Source organism: Bartonella sp. M0192, from assembly GCF_016102305.1.
In the GTDB taxonomy this organism is placed as follows: Bacteria; Pseudomonadota; Alphaproteobacteria; order Rhizobiales; family Rhizobiaceae; genus Bartonella; species Bartonella apihabitans.
Genome location: NZ_JACFOU010000001.1, coordinates 892,782 through 912,227, shown reverse-complemented (window position 1 = coordinate 912,227; position 19,446 = coordinate 892,782). Strand labels below are relative to the sequence as shown.

Here is a 19,446-nt window from a genome sequence, read left to right as displayed (position 1 = left end):
TTGTTTTCATATCGGAAAAAGTCATTCAAGGACGTATCTGCCCGTTACCGTTGACATGATATTGAAATGTCGTCAATTGTTCGACACCGATCGGACCACGCGCATGCATTTTGCCCGTTGCGATACCGATTTCACCGCCAAAACCGAATTCGCCACCATCAGCAAATTGTGTCGACGCATTGTGCATCAGAATAGCGGAATCGAGACTTTTGAAAAACAGGTCAACTGCCTTTTTATCTTCGGCAATAATCGACTCTGTGTGGTGGGATGAATAACGGTTGATGTGATTGATTGCCCCCTCTACACCATTGACTGTCTTTATCGATACAATGGCATCAAGATATTCGGTCGACCAGTCAGCTTCTGTGGCAAGCTTGGCACCCGGAATTTTATCGAGGAGATCGTCACTCACACGAATTTCGCAACCCGCCTGTTGAAGTGCAATAATAACCGGAATGATCTTATCGGCAATCGCTTTGTCAACAAGAATAGTTTCCACCGCACCGCATATCCCTGTGCGCCGCAATTTGGCATTGATAATTATCTTTTTTGCCATGTCGAGATCGGCAGATTTATCAACATAGATATGGCACAAACCTTCAAGGTGGGAGAACACCGGAACACGTGCTTCCTTTTGTACACGCGCAACAAGGCTTTTTCCTCCTCTTGGAACAATAACATCGATATTTCCATCAAGACCGGTGAGCAATTCTCCCACCGCGTCACGATCGACTGTGTCGACAAACTGGATAGATTGTTCCGGCAAACCGGCAGACTTCAAGCCTTCAACCATTGTTTCATGAATGGCTTTGGACGACAGGAAACTATCGGAGCCACCGCGAAGAATAACAGCGTTACCCGCTTTCAGGCATAAGGCGCCTGCATCGGCAGTCACATTAGGCCGGCTTTCGTAAATGACACCTATAACGCCAAGGGGTGTGCGAACGCGCTGGATTTCTAACCCGTTCGGGCGTTTCCATTCACTCATAATTTCGCCGACGGGGTCAGGAAGATTGGCGATTGTATGAACGGCATCGGCTATCGAAGAAATACGTTTTTCATCAAGCAAAAGCCGGTCGACAAGAGCTGCACTCATGCCATTTTTTTTGGCTTTCTCTATATCTTTGGCATTGGCCGCCAATATATCAGCTTGATGGTCGCGAATATTTTTGGCGATCGCTTCAAGTGCTTGCGTCTTCTGTTTTGAGGGGCTAAGCGCCAATGTCCGGGAAGCCGAGCGGGCATCTTTACCCATTTTCAAAAGATTGTCGTGCAAACCAGCCATGAAATATTTTCCTTTTAAACCACCGCTTTCCGGCAGTTAGCCACATCACATCCGATAACTCAATATATATTATGACCGGCAAAGTCCGTTAAGCTCAAGGAACGATATCTATAATATAAGCCCGACAAATATTATTGATAACGAATAATGACTAACTCCGCAAAACCATGTCATTGCGATGAACCATTGCAGATCTTGGTTCATAACCTAAAACAGCTTCGATCTCGGAATTTTTCAATCCGATAATACGATCGGCCTCATCGCGATCATAACTGACCAATCCTCTTGCAATTTCGAGTTTGTCTTTGTCGACAATCGCCACTGTATCGCCATGATGGAAATCCCCTTCGATGGCGACAACACCGGCGGCAAGAAGCGACTTGCCTCTTTTCAAAGCACGAACCGCCCCCTCGTCAATCGTCAATGTGCCGGACGGGTCAAGCTGGCCGGAAATCCATGTTTTCCATGCACTTACGGGCTTTTCGCTCGCTGCAAAAAAGCTTGCTCTTTCACCTTGATCAATAGCCGCTAGTGGATGGAGGCGCTTACCCGAAGTAATAATCATTGCTGTTCCGGATTGATTGGCAATTTTGCCTGCTTCAAGTTTTGTCTTCATTCCGCCCCGCGATAATTCGGAAGCGGCAACACCCGCCATTTTTTCAATAGCCGGATTAATCGAACGGATATAGGGGATGAATTGCGAATGATCGTCAAGATGCGGCGGTGCAGAATAAAGACCATCAACATCGGATAAAAGAATGAGGAGATCCGCCCCCATCATTGTTGCAACGCGCGCTGCCAGCCGATCATTATCGCCATAACGGATTTCACCGGTTGCAACTGTATCGTTCTCGTTAACGACAGGAACTGCGCCAAAATGAAGTAACGTGTTGATTGTTGCCCTTGCATTGAGATAATGGCGGCGCTCTTCCGTATCGACGAGTGTCAGGAGAATCTGGCCCGTCATCAAGCCATGTTTTAACAATTGGGCCCCATAGGCTTTGGCAAGTTCGATCTGACCGATTGCCGCACATGCCTGACTTTGCTCAAGTTTGAGCGAACCCGACGGAAGTTTCAAGAGTGTCCGTCCCAAGGCAATAGCACCGGAAGAAACCAGAAGAATCTCTACGCCCTTTTTCTCCAATGCAGCGACGTCATTAATCAGGCTTTCAAGCCACTCGGCTTTAAGACCGTGCTTGCGATCAACAAGAAGAGCTGACCCGATTTTGACAACAATACGTTTATATTGATCGAGTTTTTTTAATTCCTGCACCATGAATGCCTATTCTCCGGCTTCGTTCACCACCTGCTCTTTGCGACTTTCTTCAATAATACGGGCAATGGAACGCAAAGTTTCCTCTATTCCTGCGTGCGTCACTGCTGACAATAGATGGATTTTTTTCCCTGAAATTTGTTCGAGCTGTTTTTGTTTTATCTGTTTTGTTTCTTCATCAAGAATATCAATCTGGCTCAAAGCAACAACTTCCGGCTTTTCGGAAAGCCCGTGACCATAGGCTTCCAATTCGTCACGGATAATCTGATAAGCTTTTGCGACATCTTCTTCCTGTGCAGACACAAGATGAAGGAGAACCTGACAGCGCTCGACATGGCCTAAAAACCTGTCGCCAATACCAACGCCCTCATGGGCACCTTCTATAAGACCAGGGATATCCGCAAGGACGAATTCACGCCCGTCGATACGCACCACGCCGAGATGAGGATGCAATGTGGTAAATGGATAATCGGCAATTTTGGGTTTTGCAGCTGTAACAGACGCAAGAAAAGTGGATTTTCCGGCATTGGGAAGGCCGACAAGTCCACAATCGGCAATCAATTTCAAACGCAACCAGATTGTGCGCTCGAGCCCCTCAAGTCCGGGATTGGCTCGACGGGGCGCGCGATTGGTCGACGTGGTAAAATGCAGATTGCCAAAACCGCCATTTCCGCCCTTTGCCAGACAAAATTTTTGCCCGACCTCTGTCAAGTCACAGATAAGCGTTTCGTTATCTTCTTCAAAAATTTGGGTACCGACCGGTACTTTCAAGATAACATCTGCGCCTTTGGCACCTGTCATATTGCGGCCCATACCATGCGTACCGGTTTTTGCCTTGAAATGTTGCTGGTAGCGGTAATCGATCAAGGTATTGAGACCATCGACCGCAACAGCCCAGACATCGCCACCCCGACCGCCATCACCGCCATCGGGCCCGCCGAATTCGAGAAACTTCTCGTGCCGGAAGGAAACTGCACCTGCTCCGCCATCACCGGAGCGGATATAGACTTTCGCCTGATCGAGAAATTTCATTTTTTATACTCTTCGTTGATCTTCGCCTCTCTCATAGCGCAAAGTTCCAGACAAGGCTATAGAGTTGGAAAGCGAAAAAGCCCTCCCGATTTTAGCCTGATCTGCAAACGCTGTCAGTATGATCACATCGACTCTTTTGGCAAAAAACTGCTCTGTCGCGAAATCATCCAGCCAGACAACGAAACGCATTTTAACTTCAAACATATCCGAACCGAGAGATAGTCACTGTCTCTTCAACAGGTTTTCGAAATCGGTCCGGTCGTCAACATGATTTTAGGCAACACACCGGAATTGCGACAATCCTTTTGATCTCGCGGGCGATTTTTGTCTAGCGCCCGTTTTAGAACATGTTCAATTTTATATTTTTCTGCCCGAAACATAAAATCATATGAAATGCATGGCTTTGGAGCCTTATAAAGTGGCTCCACAAGCAGCCACTTATAGCCCATTCAAGCGGTTTTACCTTTAAAATCATAGGCCAGCAAATAAAGCTCGACCGATTCCGCCCGACTTGCCGGCGGCTTGACGTGGTAAATTTTTTTGAAATTCTGCTTCAATATTGTCAGCAATTCATTTTCTGCGCCGCCCTGAAAGGTTTTGGCAAGAAAATGCCCACCCGGTTTCAAGACAGACACGGCAAAATCGGCTGCCACCTCACAAAGGTGGATGGTTCTGATATGATCGGTTTGCTTATGACCGATTGTCGGTGCAGCCATGTCTGAAATTACGAGATCGGGCTTGGCGCCAAGAGCATCCATCAGTTTTTGAGGTGCATCATCATCAAGAAAATCCATTTCCAGCATTGTAACACCTGGCAACGGGTCTACGTGGAGATAATCAATACCGACGACAGAAGGATGATCATTTGTAGAGCCGACAATTTTGGCTGCTACCTGACACCAGCCACCGGGGGCAGCACCAAGATCAATAATCTTTTGTCCTTTTTTCAAGAGATGATAGCGTTCATTGATTTCGATAAGTTTATATGCCGCACGGGAACGGTAGCCGTCTATTTTTGACTGATGCACATAAGGGTCGTTCAGATGTCGCTCAAGCCACCGGCGTGATGAAGCCTTGATTGTTCCGGCTTTCTTTTTTACCCTTGTGTGGAGTTCATGTGTACCGGCACCGCCTCTTCCACCTGCATGTGTTCCAGTTTTTTTCATTGTCATAGGCGCTCACTTTCACGATTTTTCCGCAAGTGAAAACGATCATTGATATGACGGCGTTTTCTCCATGCTCCATCACGTGACATCAATTCTGTCAATATTCCTTCTCGCAAGCCACGGTCGGCAACGCGTAATCGTTCGGATGGCCATTCTTCTCTGATCACATCAAGAATGGCACAACCGGCGAGCACCAGATCGGCCCTATCGTGCCCGATACAGGGATTGGCAATCCGTTCTGCCAAATTCCATGAAAGCAAACGTTTGGTCATACGTTCAACATCGTCATTATTGAGCCAAATACCGTCGATGAGGCGGCGGTCATATTTCGCTAGTTCCAGATGTATGCCTGCGAGAGTGGTTACCGTACCCGACGTACCCAATAAATGAAAATGCGGACTTTTTGCCAAGGCACCCAATTTGTCACGGCCTTTAAATCCCATGAGCAAATGGCGGACATAATTCTTCATATTTTCGAAATCGTTTTTTGTAACGTTTTCACCGCCAAAACGCTCGGCCAAAGTAATGACACCAACAGGCAACGATGTCCAGGCAATGATATGTTCTGCCAGACGCGGAGACCGTTTCTTTGAGCGGTCAATCAATACAATTTCTGATGAACCGCCGCCAATATCAAAAACCACAATGGCATCGGTATCCGCTTCGACCAATGTACCACATCCGGCAACAGCAAGACGCGCTTCGGTTTCCCGGTCGATGATTTCAAGATTGATACCGGTTTCTCTAGCCGCCCGTTCAATGAACCATTGGCCATTTTCCGCCGCGCGACATGCTTCTGTTGCAATGAGCCGACACCGTTTGATTGTTCTTTGATCAAGTTTCGAACGGCAAACTTTAAGCGCTTCTATGGCGCGTTCCATTGCATTCTCGTTAAGACGACCGGTACGAGAAAGCCCCTCCCCCAAACGTACAATCCGTGAAAATGCATCAACAACATGAAAATGGCCGGGTTTCGTAGGGGCAGCTATCAATAAACGGCAATTATTCGTTCCTAGATCAAGTGCTGCGTAAAGCGGCACCCTTTGCGCTGGTGGACGAGCCGAATTGTGATGTCTTTTCGTCTCTTCCTTGGAAGCACCCGAATGTGCACTCTTTAGAACAGTGTCGTTATCATGAGGTTTGGTAAGTGTCGGCGTTTTGCGTGAACGTTTTTTCGTGCGATTGTTTTTTTCCGCTCCACTCTCCGATGTGCCTTCATGCAAAACGCGCAGCTTTCCCTTCTGGCGCCGTTTTGCGCGCTTTTTCTTAGACGGGGGAACAGCAAAAGACTCTGTTAAAGGCGGTTCGTTACCACCATTTTCGTGCCTTTCCGGGCGTTCGTGCAAACCTTTTGCATCATCTACGCCAAGCTTTCCCCGCTCCGACCCTTTGGAGTTGTCGATCAACGGAGTCATCATCTTCTTTCCTTAAAAGAGCCATGGGGACATTTCCTCGCAATGGACACTTCATTATCTTTCGTTGTTTCTAATGTAACAGCCTTGCCCGTTTTTACCAATAGCTTGAACCACGGTTCTTCATTTTTTTGGGTAGTTAGCCTAGAAAATCGGCGAATCTTTCGCGAGAGCTCATAAAAAGTTCGTCACATTCCGAAGCTCTTTCTGTTTGAATTCCGATCACTAACCGAAATGGAGAGGCAAAAATTATTTTCTGAAGTTTAGGCTTGTATCTTGAAATGGATATGCTAAAAGCCATCCTGTTCTCGCTTGAAGCAGAAATGCTGGGGAATAGTTTAACGGTAGAACTGCGGACTCTGACTCCGTCAGTCCTGGTTCGAATCCAGGTTCCCCAGCCAATATTTCTTCTTGAAAATGATTATATAATTTACTTTCTGATTTTTTTGTGGTGAAAAGGGTAGACACTTTTTTTTAGCGTGGGGTAGACAATTTTTATGCCGCTCATTTACCTCTTGTTCGAATTGTCGAACTACTTTGCCAAGCTTTTATGACCGCTTTCACCGATTGATTTAATAGCGAGCCATAATGCTATCTTTTTAAAAGACTCAATGTTTTTTCGAAAGGCTTTCCGCTATCAGCCGGTTTTTTGCATTCATATCCGGATAAGCGGCAAATATTCCCATTTCGTCCGAATAATCATTTGCGATTATATTAAATTGAAATTTTTACAGAGAATATTGTCAGGGCCATTCGTGATAACAGAGTTCCCGTCTAAAACTTTACAGAGCTTCCATTCTAGGCTTTTTCACCATGCCCCGTAGCTTGAGACCGGCCATTAAATTGTTGTTATTCTTCTACCAAACAGGCCATTCCAGACTCTAATGTTCGAAATATCAAAAAAACTGACAAAACGGGCAGAAAGCACGAGACTGTTACTCGTGCAATAATGGACGAGTTGTCGTATTTTATAATTGCCCCATTTTACTCGAATGATAAAAAAATGATCTAATCTTGCAGTCTGTCCAATTTGACCACACATTTAATCAGGCTAACGAATACAGGAAATTTATGATGACCCAAGATGATAAAAGCAAACATGTAAAAGTCGTCGACGTCGAAAAAATCGATGAGCAGGATGACGAAAAAAACGGTCCTGTCGATACTGTCGATATTTTTGATGATGTTACAGGCGACGATAATGGTGTGTTTCGTCCCCGGAACAAGAAAGCTGAAGACATTGAAAACCCGTTAAGTGACGAGGATAGAGATGTCGTCGGGGAAAATCTCTTCACCAGCGAACCAGATAAAGGTGAACCCGACTGATCGGTTGGTTTTCATTAAGAACTTAGATGAACCAAAGGAATGGAGGTTTATTGCTGACCTCCCGTTCCTCATTTATGGCCGCATTCGTTATGCAAGGCTCGATGATTTATTCGCCAATTGTCCGTTATTCCGCCAATTATGTTCTATGTCATTTGTTTTCTATAATGACGATAGCCGCATTTTATTTAAAAATATAAAGACTTGAAACAATCTGTTCCTGACAGTGCAATCCCGACAGGCATGTTCGGTTGTTTCCTTGCTGGTCATACAAGAATATTATTTGACCCGCTGTTTCTTGGGGGCGGCATTTCCATCAAGCGCTGAATGCCACACTGCTTTTTAACTTTTCAACCGCTTTGGTTTTAATAAACTTCCTGTTTTATTTTATAGATTTTTTTAGAAAGAGTTTTGAAGTTATTTCATTTCTCGGGATATTTGATGATCGGGTAAAGGCTGATTTTCTGATGATAATGATTGAAAAATAGATAACATTTTATCGACAGCAGAATTTACATTTCCCGAGTTATCAATATAACAATATTTTGCTCCTTCAGGCAAATGGATCGGAATATTTGCTCTTTTAAGACGTTCCTCAATATCGGTTATTTTTTCTCTTTTACGACCTAAGAGACGTTCTTTCAAAATTCCAATTGGTGCATTGATTTCAATTACATAAACCTTTCCAAACAGTTCTTTTGCGTGTCCGAGCTTTGCACGTGAAACATTGGCAATGACGATTTTCCCTTTATGAACCTCGTCAACAATCCCGATCGGTAAAGCATAATGGATACCATGGGCCAACCATTGCAAGGAAAATGAAGCTTTTTCAGAAAGTTCAAAAAACTTCTCGAGCGAAACGCCTATATTATCTTCATTTCCAATATTATCTTCCTTTCCAATATTTCGCGATGTCTCAGCATGATCGTTAAAGCTGTTTACGCCAGCCTTTCGCGTAATCGTACGGCGAACAAAGAGAAATTCCGGATTATTTTTGAGAGCATGATGAACAGCGTTTATAATTGTGTCTTTTCCGGCACCACTCGGCCCGACAATAGCTACAAACCAGCCCGGTTTTTTATTCGATAACAATTTAAATCATGCCAAATAGAGTTAATGAACCCGATTTTGTTTCTTCACAAAACCCGTTTTATTTTATAACCGGATGCGGAAAATTGCCATGTTTATAAAGTGGAATATGGGTAAATCGGAATTTTTCAGAAAAGAATATTAAGCCTCAGTTTCAAGAAGAGAAAATAACTTTATATTCATAATATTTGCTTAAAAAGACCTTTAAGCGAAATTCATATCAATAGACAAGCGCTATGAATAAACTCAATTTGACCGATAGGACAGTTTTCTGAATGACCATGTCTAGTTTCGTTTTAACCGTCATATGCCCTGCAAAAAGAGGAATTATTGCTGCAATTTCCACGTTTTTGGCAAAAAATACATGCAATATTGTCAATAGTTCACAATTCGACGACCCGATTTCTAAAAAATTTTTCTGTCGTATCGGTTTTGACAGTGAAGGCGGCAAAGCTATTCATGATCTTGAAGATGCATTTCGGCCAATTGCCCAAGAATTTTCTATGAAAGCCAATTTTTTTGATACACGAGATCGCATGAAGGTTCTCGTCATGGTATCGAAATTCGGTCATTGTCTCAACGATTTACTCTATCGCTGGCGGATTGGTGCTTTGCCAATCAATATCGTCGGGGTCGTCTCCAACCATTTGGATTATCAAAAATTGGTCGTTAATAACGATCTGCCGTTTTACCATATCCCTGTCCACAAAGACCGCAAGCAAGAATCCGAAGATAGATTATTCGAAATTATTTCGGAGACAGGAACCGAACTTGTTGTCTTGGCGCGCTATATGCAAATCCTGTCGGATCGGCTTTGTAAAGAAATGCCGGGACAAATCATCAATATTCATCATTCCTTTTTGCCCAGCTTCAAAGGCGCAAATCCTTACAAGCAGGCTTTCCAGCGTGGCGTAAAGATTATCGGAGCAACAGCCCATTACGTAACTGCCGATCTTGATGAAGGACCAATTATAGAGCAGGATATTGTGCGCGTGACACATGCTCAAAATGCTGACGATTATGTTGCTCTGGGACGCGATGTTGAAGCTCAGGTTCTCGCACGTGCTATCCATGCCCACATTCATCATCGTGTTTTTATCAACGACAACCGGACCGTCGTCTTTCCGGCGACACCGGGAAGTTATGCTTCTGAACGAATGGGGTGATCAATTTTTTCAATAAAATTGCTTGATTAAACTATTTACTTATACAATTTAAAAAAATACTTTTTAAGCGTAATTTTCAATTCTACGTTGATTTTTAAAAATAATATATTTTCATAATTATCTGATTAAAAAGATGTTTTATATTTCCATATCCGGTTTTTAAATAAAATTTTTAAGCTCCAGAATGAAAAGAACATTGTTAACAGCAAATCTGTTCTAACAAAAAAAGCGTAACAAAACTTTTTTAAAGGTTTATCTCTTTCTTTATATTTTGTTTGATAAATCAAAAAATAACGAGAATTGTTGCATTTTTCGGATAAATAGAATACTATGCCATTAAGGCTTATGAGGAGCTCGAAACATAACAAGGAAAATCATGAAGATTGGGGCTTGTTAAGAGTTTTGGAGAGTAATTATGCAACCGGTTGATGCTACATCTGGCGCCCGTTCGTTGACGACAGTGCGAGTAGCGACGCCTTCTAATCAGACGGCTCGGACCGACTCGGTTGTCGAACAAATACCTATCGTAGAACCGAGGCCACATTATCCGATATCTGCAAGCGTCGCAGAAATAATGGCTCACATCACAGAGCTTATAAAAGAGCAACAAACTGCCTCTGAAGAGGCTTTTCATCAGAAAAATCTTGATGAAGCACGCGCTGAAATGGAAAAGCTCTTTGAAGCAGTCCAAGGACGGTCTGATAATAATGTTGACGGTAAAGCGGATAATAATAATGGCTTGGATCCGCATGAGAAAGTCAACGGGATTAACAATGAAACATTGAAAGTTTCAGACAATATTACTGATAAAAGTACTTTGTCGGATAGTTCTTCTGATGCTGAAAATGCTGATGGGGTCGATGGTCGCAGTTCAGATTCTGTCAATAGCGACAATATAACCAAGACCAGTCTGAAAACGGCAACAAAGACAAATTCCGATTTGCCGCCCTTGCCTTCTGACGGTAAGCACACTGATAAAAAAGTTGATGCCGCTAAAGCTGACAATACACACAATGAAACTTCACCCATCAAGACGGGGAAGGCTACAACTATGCCGGCAGGGGATGTAGATATTGGCTCGCGGGAAAATATACAACGCGACACAAATGTCTCGACACCCAACGAGAAGGAAGATATCTGATCTTCCTGATTGAAGTGTTGTTAAATTCATCGAATAAGTGTGGAAATAGCTCTATAGCTATTTCCATTTTTTATTATGTAATTGTGTTGAGGAGAACATGGATAAGGGGTGAAAGATAACCATTTTGCCCCTGCTGACAATGTTTTTATGATTTTGTCAATTGCCCCGTCATTGAAGCGCCATTCACAAGCTTTGGGATAGAGATAAAATGCTCTGCAGGATTGCCGTTAAAGCGGCACATATGCCGTTTTACCGGTTACCTGAATTTTCGGCTTCCATTGATATAATTTCGTTCTTGAGCAAAAACATCCGATTGATCAATAGCCCCATGAAAGAATCCGTAAACAACTAACTCATCATAAGTGGCAAAAGCTTTCTCTATAAAACAAAATGAAACTTGATTGACGAACAGGCTTTGATCGACCGGAAAATAAACGCAAAAACGTTTCAGTCCAGTCATTCGGGACAGAAAAGACTGAAGGCTATTCCACTGCGTTTCAACGACACGAAGAGAGGGTTTGTTTAACCTCCTCCTCCACGTTCCTTTTGCCTTTAGCCACGCCAGCAAAAATAGCTTTTACAAATTTCGATTTCACCGTTTATCAATTCGCGCTTTTCTTGTTCAGGCCAAGCAATGGCTTTTAGCAATACAAAAAATAACTTATGAAAGGAAAGTAAAGCGTCTCAATAGTCCTAAGAGAGGAGTTATTCTACCTCTTCCACGTTCTCCTCTTCCCCTATGCACACCACCGAATACAACTTTTACCAAGTTTGAATTTACGGCACATCAATTCGCGCTTTTCTTGTTCAAGTTAAACAGTAGCCTTTGGCAGCGCGTGAATATAATTTATGAAAGGAAAGCGTTATCGCATTCCGATTTAAGCATGCATAAATACCAGCCAAAAGCGCTGATGAGCGGAAAACACAATAAGTGATGCGTTTATTTAATTTTATTGTTCTATGTGGTTTTTGACGAGGTTAACAGCAATGCACCAAAAGCTTTTTCCCGCTATCAATGCCGGGCCATTTCTATTTAAAAGCTCGATTCAATTCGCCCGTAAACCAATTGGGTGAAAGAATAGATTTGCCCGCCAACAAAAGAGGCCGTCAATGCGAGAACAACGAAAATGACAACTATTTTAGGAATAAATGTTAATGTCATTTCCTGTATCTGGGTAAGAGCTTGAAAAAGAGCGATGATAATGCCTATTGCCATAGCAGCGCCAACGGCCGGACCGCTTGCTACCAAAACGGTCCAAATCGCAGCAGTTACCATATCGACGGCATCGGCTTCATTCATTCTCAAGCTCCCGCAACAAAACTCAAGCTTGTTTCGGTTGACTATTCATGACTGTAACGCCGGGCCCGATAAGCAAGTCTTTTCCATTATCAAGTTTAGCGATCAAACCGTCGCTATAAATTGTAACCGACTGGACAGTACCGGCAGTTACAGCACCTTTTTCGTCTGTAAACGAGAGATATTTGCCGACATAACCTTCCGCACGGGAAATTGGCCCATCAACCATAATGTTCTTGAGCGATTGTGCCATTGAATCAAGTTTGGTATTTGTCTGCTGTTGCTGCTCGACAGCCGAAAAACTTGCCAATTGTGAAACAAATTCGGTCGAATCCATTGGTTTGGTCGGATCCTGATTTTTCATCTGGGCAATAAGCAACTTGATAAAAGTATTATAATCTGCATTCGGCGTCTTGGTAGTTGTGCTGGTGCTTCCAGTGGTATTATTGGAAGAGGGTGTACTACTCGTACCAGAAGTTGAAGGCGTTGTTGACGGTGTCGAACTATTTGTATTTGCCGAAGCATTTGTATTTGTCTTCGACGTATTATCCTTGTCGGATGCAGCTTGCGTTTCCGAAGCGAAGTTGGATGTTGCTGCAGCGGACTTTCCGGCAGCCGCATTGGTTGCCGGAGTATATTTCATAAGGCTTGATGTATTGTTGTCTACAGCACTTATGGTCATGAACTTTCTCCTAATCAGGCGGTTTTTTGTTCCTTTTCAACCGCAGGCTTTTTGCCCATTATGGTTGCTTCTCTATCGAACAATCCGCGGATGACTTTCAAAACGTCAAAAATCTTATCTTGTTCGGTCAAATCAATGCATTTGCGTAGACCTTCCAGAATAATCGGGTCATTGTAAGTGCGGAGCATTTTGCCAAGCATTTCAATGAAGATCATTACTGTCTTGTCGGCTGTATCGGGATCAATCAGCATCACTTGTGCAGTGAAATAAAGCTGCTTTAGCGGTGTATTTGTATCTTCCGCTTGCATTACATGAGCTTCAAGAAGAAACGTCGCATCATTCAAGAGCTCTAAAGTTACCTTCCGATCGGGGCGTAACACAGCGCCGTTCAGGTAAAACTTTTCATTTGGCCGTAATGTTATATGCATCGTCTTATCAGTCATTTTCACTTTTCTCCGGATTTGTAGCAAGACCGTCTCTGATGGATTCAGAGATTTCCACCAAAGCATCAAAGTCTGCTGTTTCCCCATTCTCCAATCTCTGGATTTCTTTCAAAATAAAGAAACCGATAGAAATCAGAGATGCCTTCAGTTCTGTCGGCAGTGCATTTTCCGCCAGCCCCAAGTCTTCAATTAAAATAATCCATAATTTACGTGTGAATGCTACCGCTTCATATGTCTCGCGAGTGCTTGGCCCGGCCTTCTGGGCAGCACGCAGCATTTTTATACAACGATCGAACAAAATACTCTCGCGTTCGCGAGCGCCCATCTGATCGTCTTCCATTACATCTTCGTACCGCATCTGATACATCAAAATTCCCCAGATATTACATCCGTATTATTTAACCCAAAAGGATTAATTTAAATATAATTGGCCAATGTCATTTTGCTGATACGAGCTGTCATAGTGTATGAAATTTGTAATACGTTCTGAAGCTGGATCATCTTTGCACTTGCTTCGGTTGGATCAGCACCAATCATGTCATTGCGTGTCTGGTTCAAAATACCGAGCTGTGCATTAATATGATTAGTGGCATTGGTGACGCGACTTTGCGAATTACCAAGATTGGACGCCGACGTAATAATCTCGTTAATAGCACTACCCGTCGATTTGTTGTCCGAAGAAGCCCGTGCGCGATCAGCAATTGCCCCCTGAGCGTTCGAAGATAACCCGATATTACCGAACTCGGCCACAAGGATCATATTTTTCATGGCCTGACGGAAGCCCGCATCATTGGCGCTTGCGGAAATATCAGCATTTTCACCGCTGGGCGAAATGCGTCTTGCGACTTCACCGTCTTTGGCACGTGAAAAATTTGTACCCCAACTCGGATCATCAAAAAGTTTACTGAATGGTCCATCAATGAAAGATTTCATGTCATCGGCAGAAATATTGGCCACCTGAGGGTCATCCACATTAAAGCCGAAATAATCTCTGAACGTATCCTGCACAATTTTACTCGTGCCGGTATTACTCCCCGCTCTATAATAATCGAACGGTGGCTGACTGGTATTGGTGCCGCCAAAGACATATTCACCATTATAGCTCGTATTCATTGCCGAGACAAAGGAGTCGAGTGCTGTTTGTGCAGCAGATTGCATAGTCGCCGGAGTTGCAGCAACATTGTCGCCCATCAGCGCTTTATTAAACTGTATAAGACTACCACCGGGTTTATCCTTACTGCTTGCTTCCACCAGACTTTGCAGTGCCGTTTGTGCAGAAGCCATGCGCTGCGATGCCAAATTGTTGCTATCTCTCAATCCTTGCAATGTCGAAATCTGATTTTCATTTTCAACAAAACGACCCGTCTGACGACCAAGTTTCAAGCCGGGATCCCTGATCCGTTGTGTTGCGGCCTCATAGCTTGCTTCATCAAGTTCTGACTGCGCTTGCGAGACAATCGAGCGTTGTGAATTATTCAATACATAAGTAGAAATCGGGTTAATTTTCATTTCACACCTATCTTACCGCACTCATCAAGTCATCCAACATTTTGCCGACTGTCGTTATTATACGCGCAGTTGCTGAATAAGTCTGCTCTAATTGAAGCATAAGAGCCATTTCATCATCAGTATTTACACCGGTTTCATTAGACAAAGCTTCGCCCGCGCGGCTGAACATTGTGCTTTTATATTCGTTATCCGAAGTTGCGGACTTGCGTACGCCTTCCATCCATGACAAAGATTGCTTGGTGTAAGACGCGATGCTTTGAGTATTATCAAGCCCTGTATCATTAGCGAAATTACGAGGCTTATCGAGATTGTCGACCAGTTTCTGAAGATCTTTACCGAGCTTTTCCGGACCACCGTCAACCGTATTGCTATCAAATTCCGGATTAACACTAATTCTACCCGCCGTTCCGGTAACGTTAGTTTCGTCACCACCCTCGAATAGAGCGGGAGGTCCTTTAAAAATATCGGTCAGTGCATTTGCTATTTCATCAAGTTGTTTTTGATATTGCGGCGCTATATCATCACGAACCTTCAACAAACCACCAAGCTTGCCAGAGCCATTAGGAGAATTGAAAGCATCATGCGAAAGAGGAACGCCATCAACAAGGACAGGGTTACCCGCTTTTCCTGCCACTAATGGTGCGCTTGGAGAATATGAAACCTGACGCGGTACCTTGTCATAAAGCGTGCTGTCATCCATCCCGTAGATCGACATTGTCCCGTCGGGATGAGTAACAGTGGTTATACCAATTTCCTGAGACAATTCCTTAAGAATTGCATCGCGTTGATCCATATAGGCATAGCCATCGCGCCCCGACCCTTTTTCATTGACAATTTCTTTCTCGACTTGCTGAAATTGCTTTAAAAGATCATTGATGTGATCGACAGAATCCTTGATTTCACTATCGGTATCGGTACGTAATTTATCAATTGCCTTGGAACCGGCATTCAAACTGTTGGCAAGATCTTTTGCCTTGTCAATAGCAGCGTCACCGGCTGTTCTTTGACTTGGATTATTGGCGTAGAACTGCAAAGCTTTTTTGAAATCATCAAGCAAACGCGACGGAGAATTTTGAAAGTCGTTTGTACCATAGATGTTCGAGAGCTGTGTTGCTCCGTCATTTATAGCCGCAGCCGCTGCCGATTGACTTGACTTGAGAAGGTAGTTTCCAAGAAGTTCGGGATTGTCATCCCGAATAAGCTTGGAACTCACCATGCCATTGGCGCCAGATAGGACATGGGTAGTGCGATGAGTATAGTTTGTGTCACGCGCACTACCAATATTCTGGGATACAACACTCATCTGTCCAGACGATGTCTTGAGTGAATTTCTTGCTGTCGAAAGTGCTGTACCTAGTGTCATTTTAGCCTTCTTTTATCTCATGTAATCGGCAGTCGAGCCGGTTTCAAGTAAGGTTAGTCCTATCGTTTCAAATTGACAATAACATCCATTACTTCCGAACCCGTCTGGAACACTTTCGAGTTCGCAGTATAATTGCGCTGTGCTTCGATCATGTCTGTCAATTCATCACCGATATCGGCATTTGACTCTTCCAACATACCGCTTCTTAAAACGCCGAATGTACCTTCACCCGGATGTCCGAATGTCTGACCACCGGCTTCCGGTACGGCCTGGAACACTGTTCCGGTAAGAGGAATAAGCGAGTCAGGCGCTGTCACTGTGGAAAGGCCAACGGTGCCGATTGTTCTTATCTGACTATTACTATAGCTGACCTGTATTTCGCCGTTTGTTCCAAAACTGAACCCTTTATAGGTTCCCGGTGCATAACCGTCAGCTTCCGCATCGAATGTGAAGTTGGCACCAATCTGTGTCAGACTTGTTTTCCCATCTTTATCCGGATTATAAAGATTAACCATTGTAGAAAAAGTTGTTACCTTATTAGTACCTGCCTCTTTGTTAACATTAGGAACGTCAAGACCAATTTTTATGTTGAGATCGGGCTCACCGTCGGTGCCAAGAAGGGTATGACCTTCGGAGTCAACAAGGCCTGCCAGATTTCCTTCTTTATCAAATTTAAGGCCAGTTATCACAGTGTTCGGAATTTTATCATCCGGGTTTGTGCCTGGTTTTAATATTGTTTTCCCGTCTTGATCTTTAGTTGCCAAGGCTATATTTTGATCTCCAACATAGGTTTTTATTTCCCATGTGTTATCATCTGTTTTGGTAAAATAAAAATCAACATCAACGGCTGTACCTTGTTCATCGTAAATTGTTTTAGATTTTTTAAAATGATAAGATTTTTCGTTTTTAATATCAAAATCTACCTTATCATCACCTGTTCTTTTGATAGCTTTTTTATCAGCCTGTAGGTTGGCGGTAAGGTTGATATTCTCGGTCACTTTACCTTGCATCAATTCACCCGCGCCACCTTTAATTATGACGCGTTTGCCGGTTTCATCCAGCAGATAAAATCCTGCTGCATTTTGTAGATAACCTTGACCGTTTCTCTGGAAAGAACCCGCACGGGTCAGATATTCGGTTCCGGCTTCATCTTGCACACGGAAAAAGCCGTTGCCTTCAAGCATAATATCGCCTGGCTTCCCTGTTCCACGCCCTGCACCCTGCATTGAAATATCATGGCGAACCGTTGTCGTGACACCACCGGACTGATAAGCGTTACGCGTTGATGGCATAACCAGATCGGAAAACTGGGTATCCGTCCGCTTGTAACCTGCCGTACTAACGTTAGCGACGTTATCTGCAACGCCTGTAAGTCTGTTTGCCTGTGCGTTCATTCCTGCAACGCCGGTACGCATCATACCGTAAATACCCATTGTTATCTCCTTAAGTTGAGAACCATAGTTGCACCATAGAGGCGCTTCCTTGTGCGAAGCTGGCGTTGTCACAGTTTACAAAGGAAAAATGGTCACCCAAGAAGACAGTTGACAGCATTCGAAACTGTTTTTTCCAAAACATATTTACGGACTTAGCTTTCAAGACCAAACTAAAAATAACGAATATATGTCGGTGTGATTGGCTGCGAAACTTTCCCTATTGAGCTTTGATCAAGGTAACATACCCCAAGAAAAACTATGATCAGAGCCCTTTCTATAATGAAGATAAATCCGGTATTTTTCAAAAAAAGCTGTTTTCAAAAGATAAAAAAAAGCCTGCAAAAAATGCAGGCTTCAAGAAATCGTATGGAGTTACGAAAATGTTTAATCAATATTCAAGCTATAGCCCAGAAACCGTTTTGAATCAATAACATCGGTTCCAAGTTTGGCTTTCAGTTTTTTACGCAATTTGCTGATGTGACTTTCAACGACATTTTCTTCTACTTCAGCATCAAACACGCCATATATCGCATTGAAAATCTGTGTTTTGTTAACACGACGGCCATGATTGGCTACGAGATATTCAAGAATGCGACGTTCGCGACGGGGAAGAACAAAATCGACACCATTGATTTTCGGGTCACGACCGTCATTGAACACGCTGATCGGCCCAAGAACAACGGCAGCATCCGATTGGCGGATTTCGCCACCCATGCGACGGCGTATTGCTGCAACACGAGCCAATATTTCACGAACATGAATAGGTTTGCGCAATACATCGTCAATTCCGGCCTGAAACAGTGCCAGTGTCTGTTCAAGCGAATTGGTTTCTGTGACGGCCAATACAGGAGCATCACAATGAGCGCGAATTTTCTTTGGCAGCTCAATGCGGTCTTTGCAATCACCAAGAAGAATCGCTTCGACTGCTGACATTTCCGATTTAGGGGCGGTTTCTACCCAATCATCAAAATCGGCAGATGATAAACCTGTTGCCGAGATCCCTTCCCGTGCGAACAAGGCAGAATAACCATCAGTCACCAGCTTGCGTTCGTCTACAACTATTATCATGTTCCTATTCCTATGAACTTCCTCACTAAGTCCTAAAACTCAAGAACTTATCCTTAATGAGGACTTTTCTTTAAGATATCTTTCGCGGCAGAAATTACAAGTTGTTTTTAACTTTTTCTGCCAAGAATCCGCCATACTTTCCCAAAAATAGACGATTTTTTTAATAAATTCTTATTTCAAACCGTCATTTTTCGTATGAAAATCATTGATTTTCAAACAGTTAGTCAGATGCCAGCACGTTAACTATAAAATTTAACCATGCTTATTAAAACGTCACCTGCAGTTCTCCACGACAAAACTGGCGCGAAGCTTGCGTCCATTTACCGAACCCGGAAGCGATCATATTGGCGATGACCTGACAGACATATCGTTTTTGTGCCGGATTATTATTCGGGCCGGCATGGTAACGTGCCACTGCCATGGTCCAGCTACCTTCCCGTTCCTTCAGTTCTTTAAGGAAACGCGCGGCATAATCTACGTTGAGATGTGGCTGGAACATTGCTGCCACAGATGGAAAACGCTCTCCGTGATAATAGTGGTTAATTTGCATGCAACCAACGTCAATGAGTTTCGCTCCGCGACGTTTTGCCTCGTAAAAAATCTTCAGAGCCTGCGACTCACTTTGTGCAAATACTGCTTTTCCATCAATATTGAGCGCATAAGGCTGGAGTGAGTCTTTGTTGCCTGTTTCAGTCAATCCAACGGCATACAATATACCGAGCGGAATATCGTAACGTTTGGATGCTTCAATCATTTCTCCTTCA

General features: G+C 43.6%; 19 protein-coding genes and 1 tRNA gene. 4 read left to right on the top strand and 16 right to left on the bottom strand.

Annotation, left to right across the window (positions count from 1 at the left end; translation table 11 throughout):
* Nucleotides 1-25: 25 nt before the first annotated feature.
* The 6 genes from H3S82_RS04055 to H3S82_RS04030 form a co-directional block, all read right to left on the bottom strand.
* The gene (locus H3S82_RS04055; protein WP_198232535.1) at nucleotides 26-1,285 is read right to left on the bottom strand and encodes a glutamate-5-semialdehyde dehydrogenase; all 1,260 of its coding nucleotides are present in this window, start codon (nucleotides 1,283-1,285) and stop codon (nucleotides 26-28) included.
* 151 nt (nucleotides 1,286-1,436) lie between these two features.
* Nucleotides 1,437-2,561: a glutamate 5-kinase gene (gene proB / locus H3S82_RS04050; protein ID WP_198232536.1), complete on the bottom strand. Its 1,125-nt coding sequence runs from the start codon at nucleotides 2,559-2,561 to the stop codon at nucleotides 1,437-1,439.
* A 6-nt stretch (nucleotides 2,562-2,567) separates the two neighbouring features.
* Nucleotides 2,568-3,590, bottom strand: a complete 1,023-nt coding sequence (obgE, locus tag H3S82_RS04045; protein ID WP_198225198.1) for a GTPase ObgE — start codon at nucleotides 3,588-3,590, stop codon at nucleotides 2,568-2,570.
* A gap of 3 nt (nucleotides 3,591-3,593) precedes the next feature.
* Nucleotides 3,594-3,794 carry a hypothetical protein gene (locus H3S82_RS04040; RefSeq protein WP_198225199.1) on the bottom strand — a complete coding sequence of 67 codons (201 nt, stop codon included), beginning with the start codon at nucleotides 3,792-3,794 and terminating at the stop codon, nucleotides 3,594-3,596.
* 245 nt (nucleotides 3,795-4,039) lie between these two features.
* On the bottom strand, nucleotides 4,040-4,756 hold the full coding sequence (locus tag H3S82_RS04035) for an RlmE family RNA methyltransferase (protein WP_077973440.1): 717 nt from the start codon (nucleotides 4,754-4,756) through the stop codon (nucleotides 4,040-4,042).
* 2 nt (nucleotides 4,757-4,758) lie between these two features.
* A complete protein-coding gene (locus H3S82_RS04030) occupies nucleotides 4,759-6,171 on the bottom strand; it encodes a Ppx/GppA phosphatase family protein (RefSeq protein ID WP_198225784.1) in 1,413 nt (470 codons plus the stop codon).
* 324 nt (nucleotides 6,172-6,495) lie between these two features.
* Between H3S82_RS04030 and H3S82_RS04025 the strand changes: the two genes are divergently transcribed.
* Together H3S82_RS04025 and H3S82_RS04020 are read left to right on the top strand one after the other, a co-directional pair.
* A tRNA-Gln gene (locus H3S82_RS04025) sits at nucleotides 6,496-6,569 on the top strand.
* Nucleotides 6,570-7,239: 670 nt separating this feature from the next.
* Nucleotides 7,240-7,494, top strand: coding sequence for a hypothetical protein (locus H3S82_RS04020; RefSeq protein WP_149867549.1), 255 nt, complete (start codon nucleotides 7,240-7,242; stop codon nucleotides 7,492-7,494).
* Between the two features lie 414 nt (nucleotides 7,495-7,908).
* On the opposite strand, the gene H3S82_RS04015 is transcribed toward H3S82_RS04020, so the two are convergent.
* On the bottom strand, nucleotides 7,909-8,583 hold the full coding sequence (locus tag H3S82_RS04015) for a hypothetical protein (RefSeq protein WP_198232538.1): 675 nt from the start codon (nucleotides 8,581-8,583) through the stop codon (nucleotides 7,909-7,911).
* Between the two features lie 278 nt (nucleotides 8,584-8,861).
* On the opposite strand from H3S82_RS04015, the gene purU reads away from it, so the two are divergent.
* Entirely contained in the window at nucleotides 8,862-9,746 is an 885-nt protein-coding gene (gene purU, locus H3S82_RS04010) for a formyltetrahydrofolate deformylase (protein ID WP_198232578.1), read from the top strand.
* Nucleotides 9,747-10,161: 415 nt separating this feature from the next.
* Nucleotides 10,162-10,887: a hypothetical protein gene (locus H3S82_RS04005; protein ID WP_198232539.1), complete on the top strand. Its 726-nt coding sequence runs from the start codon at nucleotides 10,162-10,164 to the stop codon at nucleotides 10,885-10,887.
* 1,033 nt (nucleotides 10,888-11,920) lie between these two features.
* Here H3S82_RS04005 and fliQ read toward each other — a convergent pair.
* From fliQ to H3S82_RS03960, 9 genes are all read right to left on the bottom strand, one after another.
* The gene (gene fliQ, locus H3S82_RS04000; protein WP_077970540.1) at nucleotides 11,921-12,187 is read right to left on the bottom strand and encodes a flagellar biosynthesis protein FliQ; all 267 of its coding nucleotides are present in this window, start codon (nucleotides 12,185-12,187) and stop codon (nucleotides 11,921-11,923) included.
* Nucleotides 12,188-12,209: 22 nt separating this feature from the next.
* Nucleotides 12,210-12,866 carry a flagellar hook assembly protein FlgD gene (gene flgD / locus H3S82_RS03995; RefSeq protein WP_369458957.1) on the bottom strand — a complete coding sequence of 219 codons (657 nt, stop codon included), beginning with the start codon at nucleotides 12,864-12,866 and terminating at the stop codon, nucleotides 12,210-12,212.
* A gap of 14 nt (nucleotides 12,867-12,880) precedes the next feature.
* Nucleotides 12,881-13,315, bottom strand: a complete 435-nt coding sequence (flbT, locus tag H3S82_RS03990) for a flagellar biosynthesis repressor FlbT (protein WP_370541214.1) — start codon at nucleotides 13,313-13,315, stop codon at nucleotides 12,881-12,883.
* Nucleotides 13,302-13,676: a flagellar biosynthesis regulator FlaF gene (flaF, locus tag H3S82_RS03985; protein WP_077970539.1), complete on the bottom strand. Its 375-nt coding sequence runs from the start codon at nucleotides 13,674-13,676 to the stop codon at nucleotides 13,302-13,304. The genes flbT and flaF overlap by 14 nt, the downstream gene beginning before the upstream one ends.
* A gap of 50 nt (nucleotides 13,677-13,726) precedes the next feature.
* The gene (locus tag H3S82_RS03980) at nucleotides 13,727-14,818 is read right to left on the bottom strand and encodes a flagellar hook-associated family protein (RefSeq protein WP_198232540.1); all 1,092 of its coding nucleotides are present in this window, start codon (nucleotides 14,816-14,818) and stop codon (nucleotides 13,727-13,729) included.
* Nucleotides 14,819-14,825: 7 nt separating this feature from the next.
* The gene (flgK, locus tag H3S82_RS03975) at nucleotides 14,826-16,181 is read right to left on the bottom strand and encodes a flagellar hook-associated protein FlgK (RefSeq protein ID WP_198225203.1); all 1,356 of its coding nucleotides are present in this window, start codon (nucleotides 16,179-16,181) and stop codon (nucleotides 14,826-14,828) included.
* Nucleotides 16,182-16,240: 59 nt separating this feature from the next.
* Nucleotides 16,241-17,614: a flagellar hook protein FlgE gene (locus H3S82_RS03970; protein WP_198232541.1), complete on the bottom strand. Its 1,374-nt coding sequence runs from the start codon at nucleotides 17,612-17,614 to the stop codon at nucleotides 16,241-16,243.
* 384 nt (nucleotides 17,615-17,998) lie between these two features.
* Nucleotides 17,999-18,682 (bottom strand): response regulator transcription factor, encoded by a 684-nt coding sequence (locus tag H3S82_RS03965; RefSeq protein ID WP_077970533.1) that lies wholly within the window; start codon nucleotides 18,680-18,682, stop codon nucleotides 17,999-18,001.
* Nucleotides 18,683-18,947: 265 nt separating this feature from the next.
* On the bottom strand, nucleotides 18,948-19,436 hold the full coding sequence (locus H3S82_RS03960) for a transglycosylase SLT domain-containing protein (RefSeq protein WP_246785231.1): 489 nt from the start codon (nucleotides 19,434-19,436) through the stop codon (nucleotides 18,948-18,950).
* Between the last annotated feature and the right edge of the window lie 10 nt (nucleotides 19,437-19,446).

Bases quoted from the DNA above. Each gene is read 5' to 3' on its own strand.
- H3S82_RS04055 (WP_198232535.1), bottom strand. From the start codon at position 1,285: ATGGCTGGTTTGCACGACAATCTTTTGAAAATGGGTAAAGATGCCCGC.
- proB (WP_198232536.1), bottom strand. From the start codon at position 2,561: ATGGTGCAGGAATTAAAAAAACTCGATCAATATAAACGTATTGTTGTC.
- obgE (WP_198225198.1), bottom strand. From the start codon at position 3,590: ATGAAATTTCTCGATCAGGCGAAAGTCTATATCCGCTCCGGTGATGGC.
- H3S82_RS04040 (WP_198225199.1), bottom strand. From the start codon at position 3,794: ATGTTTGAAGTTAAAATGCGTTTCGTTGTCTGGCTGGATGATTTCGCG.
- H3S82_RS04035 (WP_077973440.1), bottom strand. From the start codon at position 4,756: ATGAAAAAAACTGGAACACATGCAGGTGGAAGAGGCGGTGCCGGTACA.
- H3S82_RS04030 (WP_198225784.1), bottom strand. From the start codon at position 6,171: ATGACTCCGTTGATCGACAACTCCAAAGGGTCGGAGCGGGGAAAGCTT.
- H3S82_RS04020 (WP_149867549.1), top strand. From the start codon at position 7,240: ATGATGACCCAAGATGATAAAAGCAAACATGTAAAAGTCGTCGACGTC.
- purU (WP_198232578.1), top strand. From the start codon at position 8,862: ATGTCTAGTTTCGTTTTAACCGTCATATGCCCTGCAAAAAGAGGAATT.
- H3S82_RS04005 (WP_198232539.1), top strand. From the start codon at position 10,162: ATGCAACCGGTTGATGCTACATCTGGCGCCCGTTCGTTGACGACAGTG.
- fliQ (WP_077970540.1), bottom strand. From the start codon at position 12,187: ATGAATGAAGCCGATGCCGTCGATATGGTAACTGCTGCGATTTGGACC.
- flgD (WP_369458957.1), bottom strand. From the start codon at position 12,866: ATGACCATAAGTGCTGTAGACAACAATACATCAAGCCTTATGAAATAT.
- flaF (WP_077970539.1), bottom strand. From the start codon at position 13,676: ATGTATCAGATGCGGTACGAAGATGTAATGGAAGACGATCAGATGGGC.
- H3S82_RS03980 (WP_198232540.1), bottom strand. From the start codon at position 14,818: ATGAAAATTAACCCGATTTCTACTTATGTATTGAATAATTCACAACGC.
- flgK (WP_198225203.1), bottom strand. From the start codon at position 16,181: ATGACACTAGGTACAGCACTTTCGACAGCAAGAAATTCACTCAAGACA.
- H3S82_RS03970 (WP_198232541.1), bottom strand. From the start codon at position 17,614: ATGGGTATTTACGGTATGATGCGTACCGGCGTTGCAGGAATGAACGCA.
- H3S82_RS03965 (WP_077970533.1), bottom strand. From the start codon at position 18,682: ATGATAATAGTTGTAGACGAACGCAAGCTGGTGACTGATGGTTATTCT.
- H3S82_RS03960 (WP_246785231.1), bottom strand. From the start codon at position 19,436: ATGATTGAAGCATCCAAACGTTACGATATTCCGCTCGGTATATTGTAT.